The organism is Streptomyces sp. NPDC057474 (assembly GCF_042802555.1).
GTDB lineage: Bacteria > Actinomycetota > Actinomycetes > Streptomycetales > Streptomycetaceae > Streptomyces.
This window is the reverse complement of the sequence record NZ_JBHVDX010000211.1, coordinates 1-18220: the sequence shown is the minus strand read 5'-3', so window position 1 is coordinate 18220 and position 18220 is coordinate 1. Positions and strand designations below refer to the sequence as shown.

The following is an 18220-nucleotide window of genomic DNA, read 5'->3' as shown; positions in this document are numbered from 1 at the left end:
AGCCACGACGGACCCGCACCCGCCGTCCCACACGCACCCCCGACCCCACAGGCGCTCCTGTATACGGCCGAACCGCACGTTTGACCGCCGAACCCCCGGGCTAGGTTGAGCCCTATGGCATCAACGCACGGCGCTGCACAGGTACTGGTCGCGTCCAACCGTGGCCCCGTCACGTACACGCTGGACGAGAAGAGCGGGGACCTCACCTCCAAGCGAGGCGGCGGCGGCCTGGTGTCCGGCCTCTCCGCGATCGACCCGGAGTCCGGCGCGGTCTGGGTGTGCTCCGCACTCGGCGACGGCGACCGCGAGGCCGTACGACGCGGCGTGGCCGAGCCCGGCGTGCGCATGCTGGACATCCCCGCCGACGTGCACTCCGACGCGTACAACGGCGTGGCCAACTCCACGCTGTGGTTCGTGCACCACATGCTCTACCAGACCCCGCTGGAGCCCGTCTTCGACGCGGAGTTCCGGCGCCAGTGGGCGTCGTACGAGACGTACAACCGCGCCTTCGCCGAGGCGCTCGACCAGGAGGCGGCGGACGGCGCGGCCGTGCTGGTCCAGGACTACCACCTGACCCTGGTCCCCCGGATGCTGCGCGAACTCCGCCCCGACCTGCGGATCGGCCACTTCTCGCACACCCCGTGGGCGCCCGTCGACTACTTCCGGCTGCTCCCCGACGACATCGCCGCACAGGTGCTCGACGGGATCCTCGGCGCCGACCGGGCCGCGTTCCTCACCCAGCGGTGGGCGGACGCGTTCACCGAGTGCTGTCACGCCGTACTGGGTCCCGGGACCCCCTCCGGCACCCGGATCGGGGTGCACGGTCTGGGCGCCGACGCGGACTTCCTGCGGGCCCGCGCCCACGAGGCGGACGTCGACGACCGCATGGCCGCGCTGCGGGAGCAGATCGGTACGGCCCCGGACGGCACCCCGCGCCGCACGATCGTCCGCGTCGACCGCACGGAACTCTCCAAGAACATCGTGCGCGGCCTGCACGCCTACCGGCAGCTCCTCGACGACCAACCGTCCTGGCGCGAGCGAGTCGTGCACGTCGCGTTCGCGTACCCGTCGCGGCAGGACCTCGCGGTGTACCGGGACTACACGGCCGAGGTCCAGCGGGTCGCGGACGACATCAACGAGCGGTACGGGACGCCGGGTTGGACCCCGGTCGTCCTCCACGTGAAGGACGACTTCGCGCGGTCCCTGGCGGCGTACCGGCTGGCGGACGTGGCCCTGGTGAACCCCATCCGGGACGGCATGAACCTCGTCGCCAAGGAGGTGCCGGTGGTCTCCGACGAGGGGTGCGTGCTGGTGCTGTCGCGGGAGGCCGGGGCGTTCGAGGAGCTGGGGGACGACTCGGTGGTGGTGAACCCGTATGACGTGGTGGGAACGGCGGGGGCGCTGCACGAGGCGTTGAGTGTGCCGGTGGATGAGCGGGCGGAGCGTACGAAACGGCTGGCCGCGGCGGCTACCGCGTTGCCGCCTACGCAGTGGTTCTTGGATCAGTTGCGCGCCTTGGAGGGGTGAAGGCGCGCCTGATGGCGCAGTTCCCCGCGCCCCTCGGGTGGGACAGCCGGCCCCTTCGTCATACGTGCTCGGCGATTGCTGCCAGGAGGTGTACGACCCCTGCCGGGCCGTCGACCACGACGTCCGCCCTCTCCGACAACTCCGTGACCTCCGTGCTGCCGCTGCAGACCAGCAAGCCGGGTGTGCCCTCGGTGCGTAGTTTCTCGATGGTGGCGAAGGCGGGGAGGTCGCCGAGGTCGTCGCCGGCGTAGAGGACCGATTCGGCGGCGGTTTCCGCCAGGTACTCGCGGAGGGCGACGCCCTTGTCCATGCCCGGGGGGCGGAGTTCGAGGACCATGCGGCCGGGTTCGACGATGAGGCCGTGGCGGGTGGCGAGGTCGGTGAGGGGGGCGTGCAGGGCCTCGAAGGCGGCCTGGGGGTCGGTGGCGCGGCGGGTGTGGACGGCGACCGCCCGCCCCTTCTCCTCGATCCAGGTGCCCTGCCACGCGCCGATGCCGTCCAGGAATCCGGGCAGCTCCGCGCGGACCGCCGCGACGCCGGGGTGGGGGGCGGGGGCGCTGACCGTGCCGGTGACGGCGTCCCAGCGTTCGGCGCCGTAGTGGCCGAGGACGACGAGGTGTTCGAGGCCGGGGACGCCGGCGAAACCGCCGTGGCGGACGGCGACACCGGCCGGGCGGCCGGTCACGACGGCGACGGAGGCGACCTTGGGGGCGAGTGCGGCGAGCGCGGCGACCGCGTCGGGGTGGGCGCGGGCCTGTTCGGGGTCGGGGACGATCGGGGCGAGCGTGCCGTCGAAGTCGAGCGCGATCACCGTACGGCCGGGGCGGTCGAGGATCGCGTCCAGCGCGTCCCGCCCGGCCGGGGTCACGGGTGTCGGCAAGGTGGCCTTGGGGTTCTCTGCATCCTTGTGGCTGCCCATGCCTTCGACCCTATCCGTCATCGCTCCGCATCCGTCATCGCTCGGCCCGGCGGGCCTCTCGCACCCTCCGCAGCCGGTTGACTGTGACCGGGTCGTGGGCGAGGGCACGTGGGTCGTCGAGCAGGGCGTTGAGCAGCTGGTAGTAGCGCACGGGGGCGAGGCCGAGCCGCTCCCGTATGGCCCGCTCCTTGGCACCGGGACCGGCCCAGCCCTGGCGCTCCACGGCGAGGATGGCCTGTTCGCGGACGTCCAGCTCTTCCATGCGACGACGGTAACGGACGGGTGTGACATCGCGCCGTGGAGCTGCGGATGCGTGGTCGAGTGCGGGCGGGTGGGGCTTCTCGCGCGGTTCCCCGCGCCCCTGAAAGACCAGGCCCGGCACGGGGCGCTGCCCCTGCTTCTCAGGGGCGCGGGGAACCGCGCGGGCAACCACGACGCACCCGCACCCGCCAGACCACACGCACCCCCGAGTTCGAAGGCGCCGCGCCCTCAGTCCTCCCGATCCGCCACGGTCGCCGTCTGCTGCAGCTGCCCCAGCACCGCCCCCGGCTTCGCATCGGGCCGCACCGCCCGCCCGATCTGTTCCTTGACCGCCGCGCTGACGTCCGCCCAGGACGTCTTGCCGACGGGGTAGAGCTCGGCGTTGGCAAGCTCGTCGAGGAAGGGCGCGAGGCCGGCGTCGTCCTTGTCCGCGGCCATCTCCTCGGACGCGGACGCGGTCACCGGCAGAAGGTCGTACTCACGGGAGAAGTCGAGAACGTTCTCGTCGCTGTAGACGAAGTCGAGGAAGTCACCGATCTCGTCACCGTGGCCGTTCTGCTTGAAGGCCATCATCCAGTCGGTGACCCCCATGGTGGCGTGCTCCCGCCCGTCGAGCCCCGGCATGGCGGCAGTGCCGTACTCGACCCCCTGGTCGGCGGCCATGCGCATCAGGCTGGGGTGCCCGTTGAGCATGCCGACCTCGCCGCGCGCGAACGCCGTGAACGCGTCGGCGCGGTTGAGCTCGGCGGGGGCGGTGGGCCCGGTGAGGCCCGTGTCGACCAGCTTGTCCTTGAGCCAGGTGAAGGTCCGGACGTTCTCCTCGGAGTCGAGCCGGTAGGTGCCGACGTCGTCGGTGTAGCCGGCCCCGCCGCTGAGCAGCCACTGCATGGTCTCGGCCTGGGCCTCCTCAGGCCCGAGCGGCAGCGCGTACGGGGTCTCGGCACCAGCCTTGTCGAGCGCCTCGGCATCGGCCGCCAGTTCGCTCCAGCTGCGCGGGGCGCCGTCGATGCCCGCCTCGGCGAAGAGCTTCTTGTTGTAGAAGAGGACGCGGGTGGAGGCGGCGAACGGCATCCCGTACGCGACCCGCCGCACCTTGCCCGAGTCGGCGAGCTGGGGGAGAAAACCGGCCTGGACGGGGATGGAGAGCAGGTCGTCGACCTCGTAGAGCCGGTCGGCCGCGGCGTAGTCGGCGAAAGTGCCGATCTGCGCCATGTCGGGCGCCTCACCGGCGGCGACCAGCTCCTTGACCTTGCGGTCGACGTCGTTCCAGGAGTACACGCTGACGTCGACCGTGACGCCCGGGGTCTTCTTCTCGTACGCCTTCACGACCGCGTCCCAGTACTTCTGGGAGCTGTTCGCCTTGGAGTCGCCGTAGTCGGCGGCGACCAGCTTCAGGGTGACGCCGGGGCCGCTCGCCTCCGAGGCACCGCAGCCCGCAAGCGTCGCCATCAGTCCCAGCGCGGCCAGTGCCGCCGTTCCGCCGTTCCTGACGCCGGTCTTCGTCCGCCGCTGCCGCTGTCGCACTCCTACTGCCCCAACCTGTCGCACCGCCCCGCGCACAACAGCCTGGATCACAGGCTTTGCGTTCAAGGCCGTCAATCTCTCAACTTCTCGAACTCTCCATAAGGCCTACACCACGTAAGTGGACTAGACCTCTCGCGGGTCGAAGGGCCACACTGTTCTCCGTGAGACATGTCATCGCCCTCGATGTGGGCGGCACCGGGATGAAGGCCGCACTGGTCGGGACCGACGGCGAGATGCTGCACCAGGCGCGCCTGGCCACCGGCCGCGAGCGCGGGCCGGACGCCGTCGTCGCGTCGATCCTCGACTTCGCCGCCGAGCTGCGCGCGTACGGCGAGCGGTGCTTCGGCGAGCCCGCGGCCGCCTCCGGGGTCGCCGTGCCCGGCATCGTCGACTCCGACCGGGGCATAGCCGTCTACGCCGCCAACCTCGGCTGGCGCGACGTCCCACTGCGCGCGCTCCTCGCCGAACGCCTCGGCGGCGTCCCGGTCGCCCTCGGCCATGACGTGCGCACCGGCGGGCTCGCGGAGGGGCGCGTGGGCGCGGGCCGGGGGGCGGACCGCTATCTCTTCGTGGCGCTCGGCACCGGGATCGCCGGCGCGATCGGCGTCGACGGCCGCGTGGAGGCGGGCGCCCACGGCTTCGCGGGCGAGATCGGCCACATCGTCGTACGGCCCGGTGGCATTCCGTGTCCCTGCGGGCAGCACGGCTGTCTGGAACGGTTCGCCTCCGCGGCGGCCGTCAGCCAGGCCTGGGCGGAGGCCTCCGGCGACCCCGAGGCCGACGCGGCGGACTGCGCCAAGGCCGTCGAGTCGGGCGACCCGCGCGCGAGCGCCGTCTGGCAGCACGCCGTCGACGCCCTCGCCGACGGCCTCGTCACCGCCGTCACCCTCCTCGACCCCCGCACCCTCATCATCGGTGGCGGCCTGGCGGAGGCCGGTGAAACCCTGTTCACACCGCTGCGTACCGCCGTCGAACACCGGGTCACCTTCCAGAAGGTCCCCACCATCGTCCCGGCCGCGCTCGGCGACACCGCGGGCTGCCGGGGCGCCGGCCTGATGGCCTGGGACCTCATCAGCCCCACGGACCCCAAGGACCCTTCGGAGGTATCCACCTGATGGCCCCCGCTTTTTCCGACTCCGGGTCCGGCAGCGCCCCTTCAGGGGCGCGGGGCAGTGCTGAAGATGCGGCTACCGCCGCGTGGGCGCGACCAGCCCCCACGAACCCGCAGCCGCCCGACCAATCGCAGCCGTACGTCCTGGAAGGCGCCAACGTCGTCCTCCCCACCGGCATCGTGAAAAACGGGCGAGTGATCATCACCGGCACCAAAATCGCCGGAAGCGCCCCCGAGAAGGCCCACACCATCGATGTCAGCGGCCACTGGGTAGTGCCCGGCTTCGTCGACATCCACAACCACGGCGGCGGCGGAGCCTCCTTCACCTCGGGCACGGTCGACGAAGTACTGAAAGGCGTCCACACCCACCGCCTCCACGGCACCACCACCCTCGTCGCCTCCACGGTCACCGGCGACATGGACGGCCTCGCCCACCGCGCCGGCCTCCTCTCCGAACTCGCCGAGCAGGGCGATATCGCCGGCATCCACTTCGAGGGCCCGTTCATCTCCCCCTGCCGCAAGGGCGCGCACTCGGAGGAACTCCTCCGCGACCCCGACCCCGCAGAAGTCCGCAAGCTGATCGACGCGGCGCGCGGCCGGGCGAGCATGGTCACCCTCGCCACCGAACTCCCCGGCGGCCTCGACTCCGTACACCTCCTCGCCGAACACGGCGTCATCGCGGCGATCGGGCACACGGACGCGACGTACGAGCAGACGGTTCAGGCCATCGACGCGGGCGCGACCGTGGCGACCCATCTGTTCAACGCGATGCCCCCGCTCGGCCACCGCGAGCCCGGCCCGATCGCGGCGCTCCTGGAGGACGAGCGGATCACGGTCGAGCTGATCAACGACGGTACGCATCTGCACCCCGCCTCCCTCCAGCTGGCGTTCCGTCACGCGGGCGCCGACCGGGTCGCGTTCATCACCGACGCCATGGACGCGGCCGGCTTCGGCGACGGCCTCTACACGCTCGGCCCGCTGGCGGTCGAGGTCGTGGACGGGGTGGCCCGCCTCGTGGAGGGCGGTTCGATCGCTGGTTCGACCCTCACCCAGGACCGCGCCTTCAGACGCGCCGTCACCGTCGACCGCCTCCCGGTCGAGGACACCGTCGCCGCCCTCTCCGCCAACCCGGCGAGACTCCTCGGCCTCTACGACCGCGTCGGCTCCCTCGACCCGGGCAAGGACGCCGACCTCGTACTCCTCGACGCGGACTTCGACCTCAAGGGTGTGCTGCGGAAGGGCGAGTGGGTGGTGGACCCGTTCGGCGACCGCCCCTCGGCGGGCGGTCCCAACTGACCTGATCCGTCCGTTTGTTGACATCGGTGCGCAGTGCGGTGGTCGGTCCGGGGGTCTGGGCCGACCACCGCTCGTTTGGCATGATCGAGCCTCCGCGCAGCCGAGACTCAAAGGGGTAGGCGCAGGTGATCCTCACGGTCACGGTCAGCTTGACCCGGCCCTGAAGGACCGGGCTTGGAAGTAGCGCCCGGCTGGCTGCCGGGTGGACTCCTCCGTCCAGACGCCCCTTACGGGGTGGCAGGGACGCGTGACTCACGCCCCGCGTTCCACACTACGGCGCCACGTTGGGCGATGTTGTGGGAAGCGTTCCGGTCCGCGTGGGCAACGACCCCGCAGTTCCGGCAGATGAAGAGGGCCTGGCCGACCCGGTTCTTCTCATCAACGTGCCCGCACTCGCAGCACGTCTGTGAGGTGTAGGCGGGGTCGACGTGGACCACGGGCACGCCTGCGCGGCGCGACTTGTACGCGATGAACTCTCCGAGCTGGGCGAAGGCCCAGCAGTGGAGCGTGACCCGTTGGGGCTTGCGGAGCCGTACCCTCTGCCGGATGCCGCCCAGGTCTTCCAGGGCGATTCCGGCCGAGGTGCGTTCAGCCTCGGTCACGATTCGTTTCGCGATGACGTGGTTGGTGTTCTTCACATGCCGCTGCTCTTTGCGGGCACGTGCCATGAGCCGCCTCTTGGCGGACTTGGTGTTCTTCTTCTGGAGATTGCCCCGCAGCTTACGCTCGCGTGTGCGGCGCCGGTTCAGGCCGCGTCCAGCGGCCTGGTAGCCGGTGGACGTGGTGGCGATGTTGACGATGCCGAGATCGACACCGATGAAGTGGTCGGGCTCGTACTCTTCAGCCTCGGGCACCTCACACGTGGCGATCAGATACAAGACGCCGTCACGTTCGATCAGATCTGATTCGCCCCTACGGTACTGCTGGAGCATCTTCAGACCGTCGGCGGAGCAGACGAACCGCACACCCCGGATGCGTCCGGTGGTGGTCCAGATCGACACCGTCTGCGCGTCCAACTGCCACGACAGGCACCGGTCGTCGTACGGCTGGGCTGCCTCGGGCCGAAAGACGACGGGCTTGGGCTCGGCCTTCCGGCGCCGCTTCGAGCCCGCTCTGCCGAGGTTCCCGGCCTTGATATTGGCCTTGAGTGTCGTATAGGCGTCGCGGACCTTCTTGATGGTGTGCTGGGCCGCCTGCGCCCCCAGCCCCCACGACTTCAACTGAGCGTAGGTGTGCCTGCGCAGCTCGTACTCGCGCGGCATACCCTGCTCGAAAGCCACCGCCGACACCCAGTTCGCGGCCTGATTGACCGTGCGCAGGGTCGCCACCAGCGCGGCGGCCTGCCCGGCCTCCGGCATCAGCTTCACCTGCACCACCAGCTTCACGCCCTGGACGCTACTCTGCTCGCGCTCAGCCGAGGGATGTTCGGCTATCGAGCACCCGATCCACCGACAACCCGAACAGCCATTCCCGCCGGGTGTTCTACTACAGTGCCGGATCATCGACCTTCCACCCCTGGTGGTCCCGCTGCTGTACGGCGCTCCGCGCCGGAATCCCGACGCGAGTGGTGACACGACTCGACTCAACGAACCGGGCCCACCCATCGCATCCGCCGAGTGGTCCGCCTCCCAGGAGGCATACGTCGAACTGCTGCGCTCCACCTCAGTGGTGGCCCTGTGCGGCAGTCTGCCGCCGGGGGCGTACGCAGGTCTGGCGTCCAGCCTGATCGACCACCTCCCCTGACCCGACCGCCTGGCCCGCGCCGTCGCTCTGTCGGCGGCGACCGTACTGGCCCCGGTGGCGGGCGAGTTCGACCGTCAGGCGTACGAGGAGCTGGTGGGGCAGGTGGCGGTGACGGGGGAGGCCACGGCGGCATAGAGCAATATCAGCCCTTCTTAGTACCAGGAAAAATGACCGAGAATGGCTACTTACCCGCCCTCACCCAAAGATAAGGTGTCAAAAATTTGCCACCTTCAACAGTGGCGAACGCGCAGAATTGGAGATTTCCATGATAAGAACGATCATACGCGTAACGGCCATTCCGGGCGTGCTGGCAGCAGCCCTTCTCGCTGCCACCATTACACCTGCGCAAGCTGACGTAGGAGGCGCGTACGGCGGAACCGATTGAAACCTCCGCGCGGGTACGTCGACAACTTCTGCTGTGGTACTCCGGGTTAAAAAGTTTGGCACCGGCTCCCCCGACGAAGTTCCCTGCTGGACTGCCGAATGCACTGGCAGGGTCACAGGCGGTTCCTATCGATGCACCAACGAGAGTGGGACTTACAATACTTGGACTCCCTTGAAATGGGAGGGGCGCAAGCGTTGGGTTGCGGACAGGTGCGTGACAATCGGCCGCATCGCCTAACTTGATGTTCTTCACGTCGGTTGGCCAGGCTTACGGCGGACTGGAATAACAAGGCGCGACGCCTTCCGCCCGGACAGTTGAGGCGTCAAACGTTGGACCTTTTAACGTTTACACAAATCGCCCGCCATCACAACGTACTTCCGACGCAAAAAGCGCCGCATCCTGGGAGGCGGCGCTTTTTGAACACAATAAATCAACCCTCGACCCAGTCCTTGACCAACCACAACTGGTCGAGGTTGGCATCACACTGATTACCTTGTTCACACGAGATCTTTATCTCGTTGGTCCCCTCGTTGAGCTGGATGAAGTTGTAGGTCTGGGTCCAGCCCTTCTGGTAGTCGCCTTCCTTGGCATTCGCCCAGTTCTTCATGTCAACGGGGTTCGTGGACGCCGTGCCATTCACCGAGAGAGTGGCGGTGGCATCCTTGCCCGGCACCCCGTAGCCCGTATAGAGCGTGTACTTGCCGCCCTTCGGGATGCCTTCCACCTTCCACGTCACCGACGACCCGACCGAATTGAAATTGCCGACATAGAACCCGCCGTCCGACTTGGCGCCGGGGACGTCGGAGGCGATGGCCGCGGCCCCGCCGAGGAGGAGGGTTTTGGCCTCCGCCTTGGGGAGTTCGGCGGTCTCCGCGTCCTTCGACTTGCTGGCCGACGGGCTGGGGTCGGCGCTCTCCCCGGTGGTGGGGTTGGTGCCGGTGCCGGTGTCGTTCCCGGAGGCGTTCTCGGAGTCGTCGCCGCCGAGCATGGCGACGCCGATGCCGATCACGACCGCGGCGACGACGGCGATCGCACCGATGAGGAGGCCCTTGGTGTTGGGACCGCGGCCGCGGCCGCCGCCCCCGCCGTGCCCCTGCTGACGCGTCGTCGGGGCGCCGCCGAAGCTCTCGGGGGCCTGGTAATGCGCGTTCGGCTGACCGGGGCCGCCCTGCTGCTGGCCGTACCCCTGCTGCGGGACCTGCCCGTACTGCGCGGTGGGGGCCTGCGGAGCCTGCTGGGTCTGCTGCCCGTACTGGCGTTCGCCGACCGGTCGCACCCGGTTGACCGCGTTCGGGTAGCCGTAGCTCGCGCTGGGCGGCTGGGCTCCTCGGGCCTGCCCGTCGGCGTAGAGGTAGCCGAACGGGTCGTCGTCCTCGGGCGTGCTCGCGCCGTTGTTGCCGGGCGTCATCCCTAGGTCTCCTCAGCGGTGCGGTACATACACGTACGGGTGGCGGGTTATTGCGTGGGGGTGTAGGAGAGCGAGCCTACCCGCTCGCGGTGACCCAAACGGGTGACTCAGAACTCATCGCCTTGCCGACCCACCGCCCACCAGGCACTTTCCAGCCGCCATCCGGCTCTGACCTGGTCTTCTCTCCGAATGTCTCAGGTGTCACTCCGGCCGCTATCCGGCCCGCCTGTGCTGCCTGGGACGAGATCGTTTCTCGACGTACATCCGCTCGTCAGCTGATTTCAACACCTCGTCCGCCGTCATTCCGCAGTGTGCCCATCCGATGCCGAAACTGGCGCCGACACGCATCGTGCGGCCGTCGACCCGGATCGGCTGGATGATCTCGTTGCGAAGGCGTACGGCGAGGTCCTGGGCGTCCGCACGGCCGAGCCCGTCGGCGAGGACGACGAACTCGTCACCGCCGAGCCGCGCCACGGTGTCGCCGTCGCGCACGCCCCGGCCGAGTCGCCCGGCCACCTCGATCAGGACGGCGTCGCCCGCGTTGTGCCCGAACCGGTCGTTGATCGACTTGAACCCGTCGAGGTCGCAGAAGAGCACCGCGAGCCCCTTGGTCCCGTCGTCCCGCTCGCCCTCGGGCGCGACCGTGTGGACATGGTGGTCGAAGGCGTCGTACGGCCCGCCGGCCACGTGGAAGTCGAAGGCGTGCCCGCCGTGCCCCGCGGCCTCGTACTCGTCGAACGACGGGTGCGGCAGCCGCGCCGGCTGCTCGGCGGCACCGTACTCCCCGTGCTCGCCGCCGAACTCCCCCTGCTCCCCGAACTGCCCGAAGGCCGCGTCCATCGAGTCGGCCGCCGCGCCGGCCGGGAGGGACTGGGGGCGCTGGCAGAGACGGGAGGAGAGGCGCGAGCGCAGCTCGGCGGAGTTCGGCAGCCCGGTGAGGGCGTCGTGCGAGGCCCGGTGCGCGAGCTGCAGCTCACGGCGCTTGCGCTCCTCGATGTCCTCGACATGGGTCAGCAGGAAGCGGGGCCCGTCGGCGGCGTCCGCGACCACGCTGTTGCGCAGCGACACCCATACGTACGTCCCGTCGCGGCGCCCGAGCCGCAGCTCCGCGCGCCCGCCCTCGGCGGAGGTCCGCAGGAGGGTGCCTATGTCCTCGGGGTGGACGAGATCGGAGAACGCATACCGCCGCATCGCCGAAGCCGGCCGTCCGAGCAGCCGGCACAGCGCGTCGTTGGTCCGCAGGATCCGGCCGTGCTGATCGCCGCCCATCTCGGCGATGGCCATGCCGGAGGGGGCGTACTCGAAGGCCTGCCGGAAGGATTCCTCACTGGCGCGCAGCGCCTGCTGCTCCCTTTCGAGCCTGACCAGTGCACGCTGCATGTTGGCGCGCAGGCGAGCGTTACTGATCGCGATGGCGGCCTGGAAGGCGTACATCTGGAGCGCTTCCCGTCCCCATGCGCCCGGTCGCCGACCGTTTCGCGGCCGGTCCACGGACACGACGCCGAGCAGCTCGCCGCAGGAGGCGCCGCCGGCGCCCGGCGTGTACATCGGCGCGAAGAGCCGGTCGGACGGATGCCACTCGTCCTCGAAGCGGGGCGCGGGCCCGTCGGTGTACCACTGGGGCACATCGTCCTCATCCAGCACCCAGCCCTCGGTGTGCGGTATGAACCGCAGGTCGCCCCAGGCCTCACCCATGGTCAGCCGGCGGTCCCAGGAGGCGCGGGAGCCGACCCGGCCGGTGATCAGGGCCTCGGCGGCGCTGTTCCCGGCGAGGGCGGCGACGACCAGGTCGCCGTCGGGGCGGACGAGGTTCACGCAGGCCAGTTCGTAGCCCAGGCCGTTGACCACACCGTCGGCGACGGTCTGCAGCGTGTCGGCCAGGCTGCGCGCGGTGTTCATGTCCGCCATCACCTTGTGCAGCTGCCGCAGCGTCCCCAGACGGACGTAGGGCTCCGACTCGGTTTCCATTCGCCCTCCCCCCGAGATCTCGTGGCAGCTCCAGGCTCCAGGTAACCTGCTTAACTCGCGGGCTTACTACCGCTTACAGTTCCCGCTTACAGCTTGCAGCGTCCCCGCCACTGAATCACAGCGCGAAGCCCACTCGGTACACAGGGTCAACAAAATATGGCTCCTGTGACTCAAGTCACAACACAAGATGAGCAATTGAGTGGAGTTTATGCGTTTCTCTCGTGCGCTTCCTGAACAGAATTCAGAACTCTGTGTAGGCACTGTGAGCAGGGTTGAGCAGGGGCGGAGCGGGGCTGAGCGAGGCCGAGCAGGTCGCCCTAGGTCGTAGGTCCGGTGACGGGTCGGGCCCTGGCCCGATGTGGTGGCCGATCGCCGGGGACTAGCGTGCAGACGTGTCGAAGACCCCACCCCCAGCCCCGCCGGTGACACCGCGCGCCCTTCCTCCCGCACATTCACCCGTGGCTGCCGAGCGCACCCCGGCCGCCCCCGGTCCCCTCCCCGGCGGGCATGCTGAGGGGGTGAGTGAAGACGAGTTCCGTGCCGCGATGTCCCGCCTGGCGGCCGGGGTGGTCCTGGTGACCGCGCACGAGGCGGCGCTGGATCCGGAGGGACCGCGCGGCGAGGACGTCGGTATGACGGCCACCTCCTTCATGTCGGTGTCCCTCGACCCGCCCCTCGTCATGGTCAGCCTCCGCGAGGGCTCCCGGATGGACGACCTCCTCGACGAGCAGCCACTGTGGGCCGTCTCCGTCCTCTCCGACCACCAGCGCACCATCGCCGGCCGCTTCGCCATGAAGGGCCGAGTGAGCGACCGCCTCCTCTTCGAGGACCTCCCGCACACCCGGGGCGAGGCCACCGGCGCCCTCCTGGTCGACGGCGCCCTGGCCACCCTGGAATGCCGCACCGAGCGACGGGTGACCGCCGGCGACCACACCCTGGTCATCGGCAGGGTCCTGGCTTCGACATCGCCGGGCGCGGACGGAGGCCCGCTGACCTACTTCCGGGGCCGCTACAGGCAGTTGGCCCCGTAGAACGGCCCCGTCAGGGGCGCGGGGACTTCGCGAGCAACCACGACGCTCCGGCAGCTACGCACCGGGCCGCCCCGGACCTCAGCCCCAGTCCCGCCCCGACCGCCCCCGCTTGGTGTCGGACCGCTGCTTCTTCTCCCGCAGCCGCCGTTCGTTGATCCCCCTCGGGATACGGGTTGCCCGCCGCGGCCTGGGCGGCGGCGCGGTCGCCTCCGCGAGCAGCGCGGCCAGCCGTACGGCGGCGGTCTCCCGGTTGCGCCACTGGGAACGGTGCTCGGAGGACCGGACACTGACGACCCCGTCGACGAGCCGCCCCGCGAGCCGCTCCAGCGCCCGCGCCTTCCACACCTCGGGCAGTGCCTCGGTGTTCGCGAGGTCGAACCGCAGCTCGACCTGCGAGTCACTGGTGTTGACGTGCTGTCCGCCGGGACCGGAGGACCGGGAGAAACGCCAGATGAGCTCGGCCTCGGGAAGCGAGACGGAGCCACGGATGACGTGAGGACCGGACATGCCCCCATGGTCGCGCGAATGTCCGGTCCACGTCACGCCTTTTTCACCGCAACCGGCCGGACCCGGGCCAAGAGGGCCCGGGTAAAGAAAGTAAAAACCGCTGGAACCTCTGGCGCCCCTCCCGACGTTCATAGGGGTACAGGTAGCTTCGTCCCCGGCACGAAGCCCGTAAGGCACGTACGCAACGAGGGAAGGACTCCCAACCATGGCTGTAAGCCTGTCCAAGGGTGGCAACGTCTCGCTCACCAAGGAGGCTCCGGGCCTGACCGCCGTCACCGTGGGCCTCGGCTGGGACGTCCGCAGCACCACCGGCACGGACTTCGACCTCGACGCCTCCGCGATCGCGGTCAACACGCAGGGCAAGGTCTACTCGGACGGCCACTTCGTCTTCTTCAACAACAAGCAGACCCCGGACCAGACCATCGTCCACACCGGTGACAACCGCACGGGTGAGGGCGCGGGCGACGACGAGGCGATCAACGTCAACCTGGCGGGCCTCCCCGCCGACATCGACAAGATCGTCTTCCCGGTCTCCATCTACGACGCGGAGAACCGCTCGCAGAACTTCGGCCAGGTCCGCAACGCCTACATCCGCATCATCAACCAGGCCGGTGGCGCCGAGATCGCCCGCTACGACCTCTCCGAGGACGCCGCCACCGAGACCGCCATGGTCTTCGGCGAGCTGTACCGCAACGGCGCCGAGTGGAAGTTCCGCGCGGTCGGCCAGGGCTACGCCTCGGGCCTCGTCGGCATCGCCCAGGACTTCGGCGTCAGCGTCTGACGTTCTGACGTTCACGTTCTGACGTCCGGGGCCGGTGCCCCGCGCCACACCACGCCACACCGCCGAAGGCCCCGCCGCGACGCCCGCCGTCGCGGCCGGGCCTTCGGCCGTGGTCAGGGCCCGCCCGCCCTCACACCCGCCAGTCGGCGGAGTACTGGATGTGCAGCGGGGCGGCTGCGCGACGCCGCCGATTCCGTACCCGTGACCAGGGCCCGGGCCGACTCGACACAGAAGTGCCCGGCGACAGCCAGTGATGATCGTCGCGCAACGCCAACCGTGCCGGGGACGGGGCCGGCCGGATCACGCGGAACTCGTCGCCGCCCAGCCGGACCTTGTGCGCACGCACCCGCTGCTCCACACGCCTCCTCGCGCCTCCACACGCCTCCTCGCGCCTCCACACGCCTCCTCGCGACTCCTCGCGACTCCTCGCGCTTCGGCTCCCCTGCGTCCGGAGGCACTGTAGGTCCAGGCGCACGGCCGGGAGTCAGGGGGATCGGGAGGGGATCGAGCCGCTCGGTCCGGAGCCGATGTCAGTCCTGATCGATACCGTGCGGGGCATGCTGCTGCTCGAACCCCTCCGCACGGCCGAGGACGGAACGATTCCCGGCCCCCTCCTCACCGAACTCACCGCCCTGCACGCCTCCAACCGTGACTTCTACGCCCTGAGCGGTGACTTCCCGGACGCGAGCGACATCCGTCCCGAACAGGTGGCCGCGGCACTGTCGGTGGAGTTGGCCAACCCGGACGTGGAGATCCTGCTCGCGCGCGACGACGACAGCAACAGCAACAGCAACAGCCACAGCCACAGCCACAGCCACAGCCATCCCGACTACCGGCGGCTCGTCGGGGCCGCCATCACCCTCGCGCGCCATCCCGATCCGGCCGACCCCGACCCGTGGATCGGGCTGCTGCTCGTCGACGCCGGAGCGCAACGGCAGGGGTACGGGCGGCAGTTGGCGGCGCTCGTCGAGGAACGGTTCCGGCAGGCGGGGCGTACCGCCGTACGGTTGGCGGCGCTCGACAACAACCCCGGCGCCCTGGCGTTCTGGACGTCCCTCGGTTACGGGGTCGTCGAGCATCGCCGGGACCGCCAACTGGGCCGCCCCTGCACGGTGTTACGCAAGACGCTGCGTACGCCACGCCGGGCCGCACGGGTTGCCGTACTCGACCCGGAGGGTGCCGTCTTCCTTTTCAAGTACCACAACGAGGAGGTGGGCGTGCACTGGGCCCTGCCCGGAGGAGGTCTGGAGGAGGATGAGACACCGCACGAGGGTGCCCTGCGGGAACTGCGCGAGGAGACGGGCTGGACGGACGTGGAGCCGGGCCCCTTCCTCTGTTCCTGGGACCATGACTTCACACGCGCCGGCATCCCCGTCCGCCAGAGCGACCACATCTACGTGGCCCGGGGCCCACGCCGCGAACCGGTCGGCGGCCTCCTCGCCGCCGCGCGCGCCGAGGAGGGCATCCTGGCCTGGCGTTGGTGGACCCGCCAGGAGCTCGCCGAGGCCGAAAGGGCCGTATGGCCGCCCGAACTGCCCCGGCTGCTGGCGGAGTTCGAGGCGTCGGAGAAATCCGAGGAGTGAGGGCCCCTCTCACGCCTCCGGCGGCTTGCCCTCGCCGTACAGCCAGTCCTCCCACACCTGGGTCAGGTCCGCGCCCGGAGCTGTCTTCTCCGCGTACTCCTCGGCGTAGGCCGTGAAGTCGGCCGTGTCCGCGTTGCCGTGGCGGTGAGCGGTCGCCCAGCCCTGGATCAGCTCGAAGAAAGCGTCGTCGCCGACGGCGTCACGGAGCTTGTGCAGGACCATGGCACCGCGTTCGTACACCGGGCTGTCGGAGATTCGGGCGGCGCTCGGCGGCTTCGCGGGCGGGAAGTCCCAGACGGCCTCGTTCGAGGCGGCGTCCTGGTAGTAGTCGCCGTCGTACAGCGCGTCGAAGATCTCCTGGGCGGAGTCGCCGCCGTGGTCCTCCTCCCACAGCCACTCGGCGTACGTGGCGAAGCCCTCGTTGAGCCACATGTCCCGCCAGCTCTTCGGGGTGACGGAGTCGCCGTACCACTGGTGGGCCAGTTCGTGGACGAGGAGCGAGATGTCGGGGGCGCCGGGGAAGACGGGCCGGTTCTGGGTCTCCAGCGCGTACGCGACATCCTCCGGCCTGTCGACGATCGCGCCGGTGGAGGAGAAGGGGTACGGACCGAAGTTCCCCTCCGCCCACTCGATGATTTCGGGGATCCGGCCGAGGACCACCCGGCTGTCCTCGACCTGCGCGGGATCGACGGCGACGTACACCGGAAGCCCACCCGCGCCCGCGCCCTCGCCCTCGCCCTCGCCCTCGCCCTCGCCCACCGTCGAGCGCTGGATCTCGCCCACCGTCGAGCGCTGGATCTCGTACGTGCCGATCGCGATCGTGGCCACATAGCTCGCCATCGGTTCGGCGGTGTGCCAGGAGTAGGTAGTACAACCGTCCTTGCCGGCTTCGCTCCTCAACTCCCCGTTGGAGACGGCCCGCAGGCCCTCCGGGACGGTGACCGTGATGTCGTAGGTCGCCTTGTCGGAGGGGTGGTGGTTGCCGGGGAACCAGGTCATCGAGCCCGCCGGTTCGCCGAGCGCGAGGACGCCGTCGGCGGTCGGCAGCCAGCCCTCACGGGAGCCGTCCGGGTCAGTGATCGTCTCCGGGGTTCCCGAGTAGCGCACGGTCGTACGGAACGTCTCCCCTTCGTCGAGCCCGTTCTCCGGGGTGACGGTCAGCTCCTGCCCCGCCCGCTCCCACCGCGCCGCCGCGCCCTCGACGGCGACCGACTCGACGTCCATCCCCTTGAGGTCGAGGTTGAAGGAGCCGAGGTCCCGCGTCGCCCGCGCGGTGACGACGGCGGTGGCACGCAGGTTGGCGTCCGCCTCGGTGTCGTCCCCGGTGCCGTCCCCGGTCTCGGGTGGGGGTTCGTATTTGAGGGTGAGGGCGTAGTGGGTGACGTCGTACCCGCCGTTGCCGAGCTTGGGGAAGTACAGGTCCCGGACGCCGGCGGAACCCCTGGTCCCCTCGGCCTCGCCGCCGCCCTCGGTGCACGACGTGAGCGTGAGTGCCAGCGCGACGGTGAGCAGGGCGGCCGGGACAACCGGTGCGGATCGGGACACGTCGGAGATCCTATGAGGACATGACACCATCGCCTACGTGCTCGACATCGGCTACGCCCTCTCGAACCGCTTCCCCGACCCGCCGCAGACGGACTACCGCCGCGCCGACGTGTACGCGCTGCGACACGACCTGTTCTGCGGTGACGTGTATCTCGCCGACACCAAGGCGGACCGGGAGCTGTCCACAGCCTGGGGATGGGTGCCGGTGCTGGACTTCGCGTGGGCGCTGTGCGACATCGTGGAACGAATCGACCAGGACCCGACCGGATCCCGCGCTTCCCGGCCTCAGTACGCGGAACTCGACTTCACCGAGTCCACGGACCGCATGCTCTTCGAGCGCCGCTTCGGGTGGGTTGACGTCGAGGCGGACTGGATGCCGGCCGAGGAACCACCGCTGACCTTCTCCCACGCCGATCTACGCCGTGAGGCCCGCGACTTCCTGCACGATGTGATCGCCGACCTCTGCGACCTCCACGACGATCTCGCCGAGAATCCGGCAATCTGGACCCTCCAGGCCCGCTTCCCCAGGGTCCCGTAGGGGCGCCGTGTTCGTCTGCGGGTGAGTGGGGGCTGGTCGCGCAGTTCCCCGCGTCCCTGAAAACGGCCCTGCGGGCCCTGAAGAAGCACGGGG

15 protein-coding genes and 1 pseudogene are annotated in these 18220 nt (G+C 69.8%); 8 read left to right on the top strand and 8 right to left on the bottom strand.

What is annotated here, in order from left to right:
- Nucleotides 1-114: 114 nt before the first annotated feature.
- Nucleotides 115-1527 carry a trehalose-6-phosphate synthase gene (locus tag ACFU53_RS38260; RefSeq protein WP_384003533.1) on the top strand — a complete coding sequence of 471 codons (1413 nt, stop codon included), beginning with the start codon at nt 115-117 and terminating at the stop codon, nt 1525-1527.
- 58 nt (nt 1528-1585) lie between these two features.
- Here the strand turns inward: ACFU53_RS38260 and otsB are convergent, their stop codons facing one another.
- The 3 genes from otsB to ACFU53_RS38245 all read right to left on the bottom strand — a co-directional run bounded on the left by otsB (nt 1586) and on the right by ACFU53_RS38245 (nt 4156).
- Nucleotides 1586-2446, bottom strand: a complete 861-nt coding sequence (gene otsB, locus ACFU53_RS38255; RefSeq protein ID WP_384003530.1) for a trehalose-phosphatase — start codon at nt 2444-2446, stop codon at nt 1586-1588.
- Nucleotides 2447-2480: 34 nt separating this feature from the next.
- Nucleotides 2481-2708: a DUF3263 domain-containing protein gene (locus tag ACFU53_RS38250; protein WP_384003527.1), complete on the bottom strand. Its 228-nt coding sequence runs from the start codon at nt 2706-2708 to the stop codon at nt 2481-2483.
- Between the two features lie 227 nt (nt 2709-2935).
- Nucleotides 2936-4156 carry an extracellular solute-binding protein gene (locus tag ACFU53_RS38245; RefSeq protein ID WP_384003539.1) on the bottom strand — a complete coding sequence of 407 codons (1221 nt, stop codon included), beginning with the start codon at nt 4154-4156 and terminating at the stop codon, nt 2936-2938.
- A 236-nt stretch (nt 4157-4392) separates the two neighbouring features.
- Here ACFU53_RS38245 and ACFU53_RS38240 point away from each other — a divergent pair, with 236 nt between their 5' ends.
- Together ACFU53_RS38240 and nagA are read left to right on the top strand one after the other, a co-directional pair.
- Nucleotides 4393-5346 (top strand): ROK family protein, encoded by a 954-nt coding sequence (locus ACFU53_RS38240; RefSeq protein ID WP_384003524.1) that lies wholly within the window; start codon nt 4393-4395, stop codon nt 5344-5346.
- Entirely contained in the window at nt 5346-6638 is a 1293-nt protein-coding gene (gene nagA / locus ACFU53_RS38235) for an N-acetylglucosamine-6-phosphate deacetylase (RefSeq protein ID WP_384003522.1), read from the top strand. The genes ACFU53_RS38240 and nagA overlap by 1 nt, the downstream gene beginning before the upstream one ends.
- 227 nt (nt 6639-6865) lie before the next feature.
- On the opposite strand, the gene ACFU53_RS38230 is transcribed toward nagA, so the two are convergent.
- Complete coding sequence (locus tag ACFU53_RS38230; RefSeq protein WP_384003518.1) at nt 6866-8023, bottom strand: RNA-guided endonuclease InsQ/TnpB family protein; 1158 nt, start codon at nt 8021-8023, stop codon at nt 6866-6868.
- A 91-nt stretch (nt 8024-8114) separates the two neighbouring features.
- Between ACFU53_RS38230 and ACFU53_RS38225 the strand changes: the two are divergent.
- Nucleotides 8115-8516: pseudogene (locus ACFU53_RS38225) on the top strand (1-phosphofructokinase); the annotation flags it as partial.
- Between the two features lie 680 nt (nt 8517-9196).
- Here ACFU53_RS38225 and ACFU53_RS38220 read toward each other — a convergent pair.
- Both ACFU53_RS38220 and cdgB read right to left on the bottom strand, forming a co-directional pair.
- The gene (locus ACFU53_RS38220; protein ID WP_384003516.1) at nt 9197-10174 is read right to left on the bottom strand and encodes a carbohydrate-binding protein; all 978 of its coding nucleotides are present in this window, start codon (nt 10172-10174) and stop codon (nt 9197-9199) included.
- Between the two features lie 213 nt (nt 10175-10387).
- The gene (gene cdgB / locus ACFU53_RS38215) at nt 10388-12142 is read right to left on the bottom strand and encodes a diguanylate cyclase CdgB (protein WP_384003513.1); all 1755 of its coding nucleotides are present in this window, start codon (nt 12140-12142) and stop codon (nt 10388-10390) included.
- Nucleotides 12143-12660: 518 nt separating this feature from the next.
- Between cdgB and ACFU53_RS38210 the strand changes: the two genes are divergently transcribed.
- Nucleotides 12661-13173 (top strand): flavin reductase family protein, encoded by a 513-nt coding sequence (locus ACFU53_RS38210; RefSeq protein WP_384003510.1) that lies wholly within the window; start codon nt 12661-12663, stop codon nt 13171-13173.
- Between the two features lie 78 nt (nt 13174-13251).
- On the opposite strand, the gene arfB is transcribed toward ACFU53_RS38210, so the two are convergent.
- Complete coding sequence (gene arfB / locus ACFU53_RS38205; protein ID WP_384003507.1) at nt 13252-13680, bottom strand: alternative ribosome rescue aminoacyl-tRNA hydrolase ArfB; 429 nt, start codon at nt 13678-13680, stop codon at nt 13252-13254.
- Between the two features lie 205 nt (nt 13681-13885).
- Between arfB and ACFU53_RS38200 the strand changes: the two genes are divergently transcribed.
- Together ACFU53_RS38200 and ACFU53_RS38195 are read left to right on the top strand one after the other, a co-directional pair.
- Nucleotides 13886-14461, top strand: a complete 576-nt coding sequence (locus ACFU53_RS38200) for a TerD family protein (RefSeq protein ID WP_384003504.1) — start codon at nt 13886-13888, stop codon at nt 14459-14461.
- 560 nt (nt 14462-15021) lie between these two features.
- Entirely contained in the window at nt 15022-16044 is a 1023-nt protein-coding gene (locus ACFU53_RS38195; RefSeq protein ID WP_384003536.1) for a GNAT family N-acetyltransferase, read from the top strand.
- A gap of 9 nt (nt 16045-16053) precedes the next feature.
- On the opposite strand, the gene ACFU53_RS38190 is transcribed toward ACFU53_RS38195, so the two are convergent.
- Complete coding sequence (locus ACFU53_RS38190; RefSeq protein WP_384003501.1) at nt 16054-17619, bottom strand: M1 family metallopeptidase; 1566 nt, start codon at nt 17617-17619, stop codon at nt 16054-16056.
- 7 nt (nt 17620-17626) lie between these two features.
- Between ACFU53_RS38190 and ACFU53_RS38185 the strand changes: the two genes are divergently transcribed.
- Nucleotides 17627-18127 carry a hypothetical protein gene (locus ACFU53_RS38185; RefSeq protein WP_384003498.1) on the top strand — a complete coding sequence of 167 codons (501 nt, stop codon included), beginning with the start codon at nt 17627-17629 and terminating at the stop codon, nt 18125-18127.
- Nucleotides 18128-18220 lie beyond the last annotated feature (93 nt).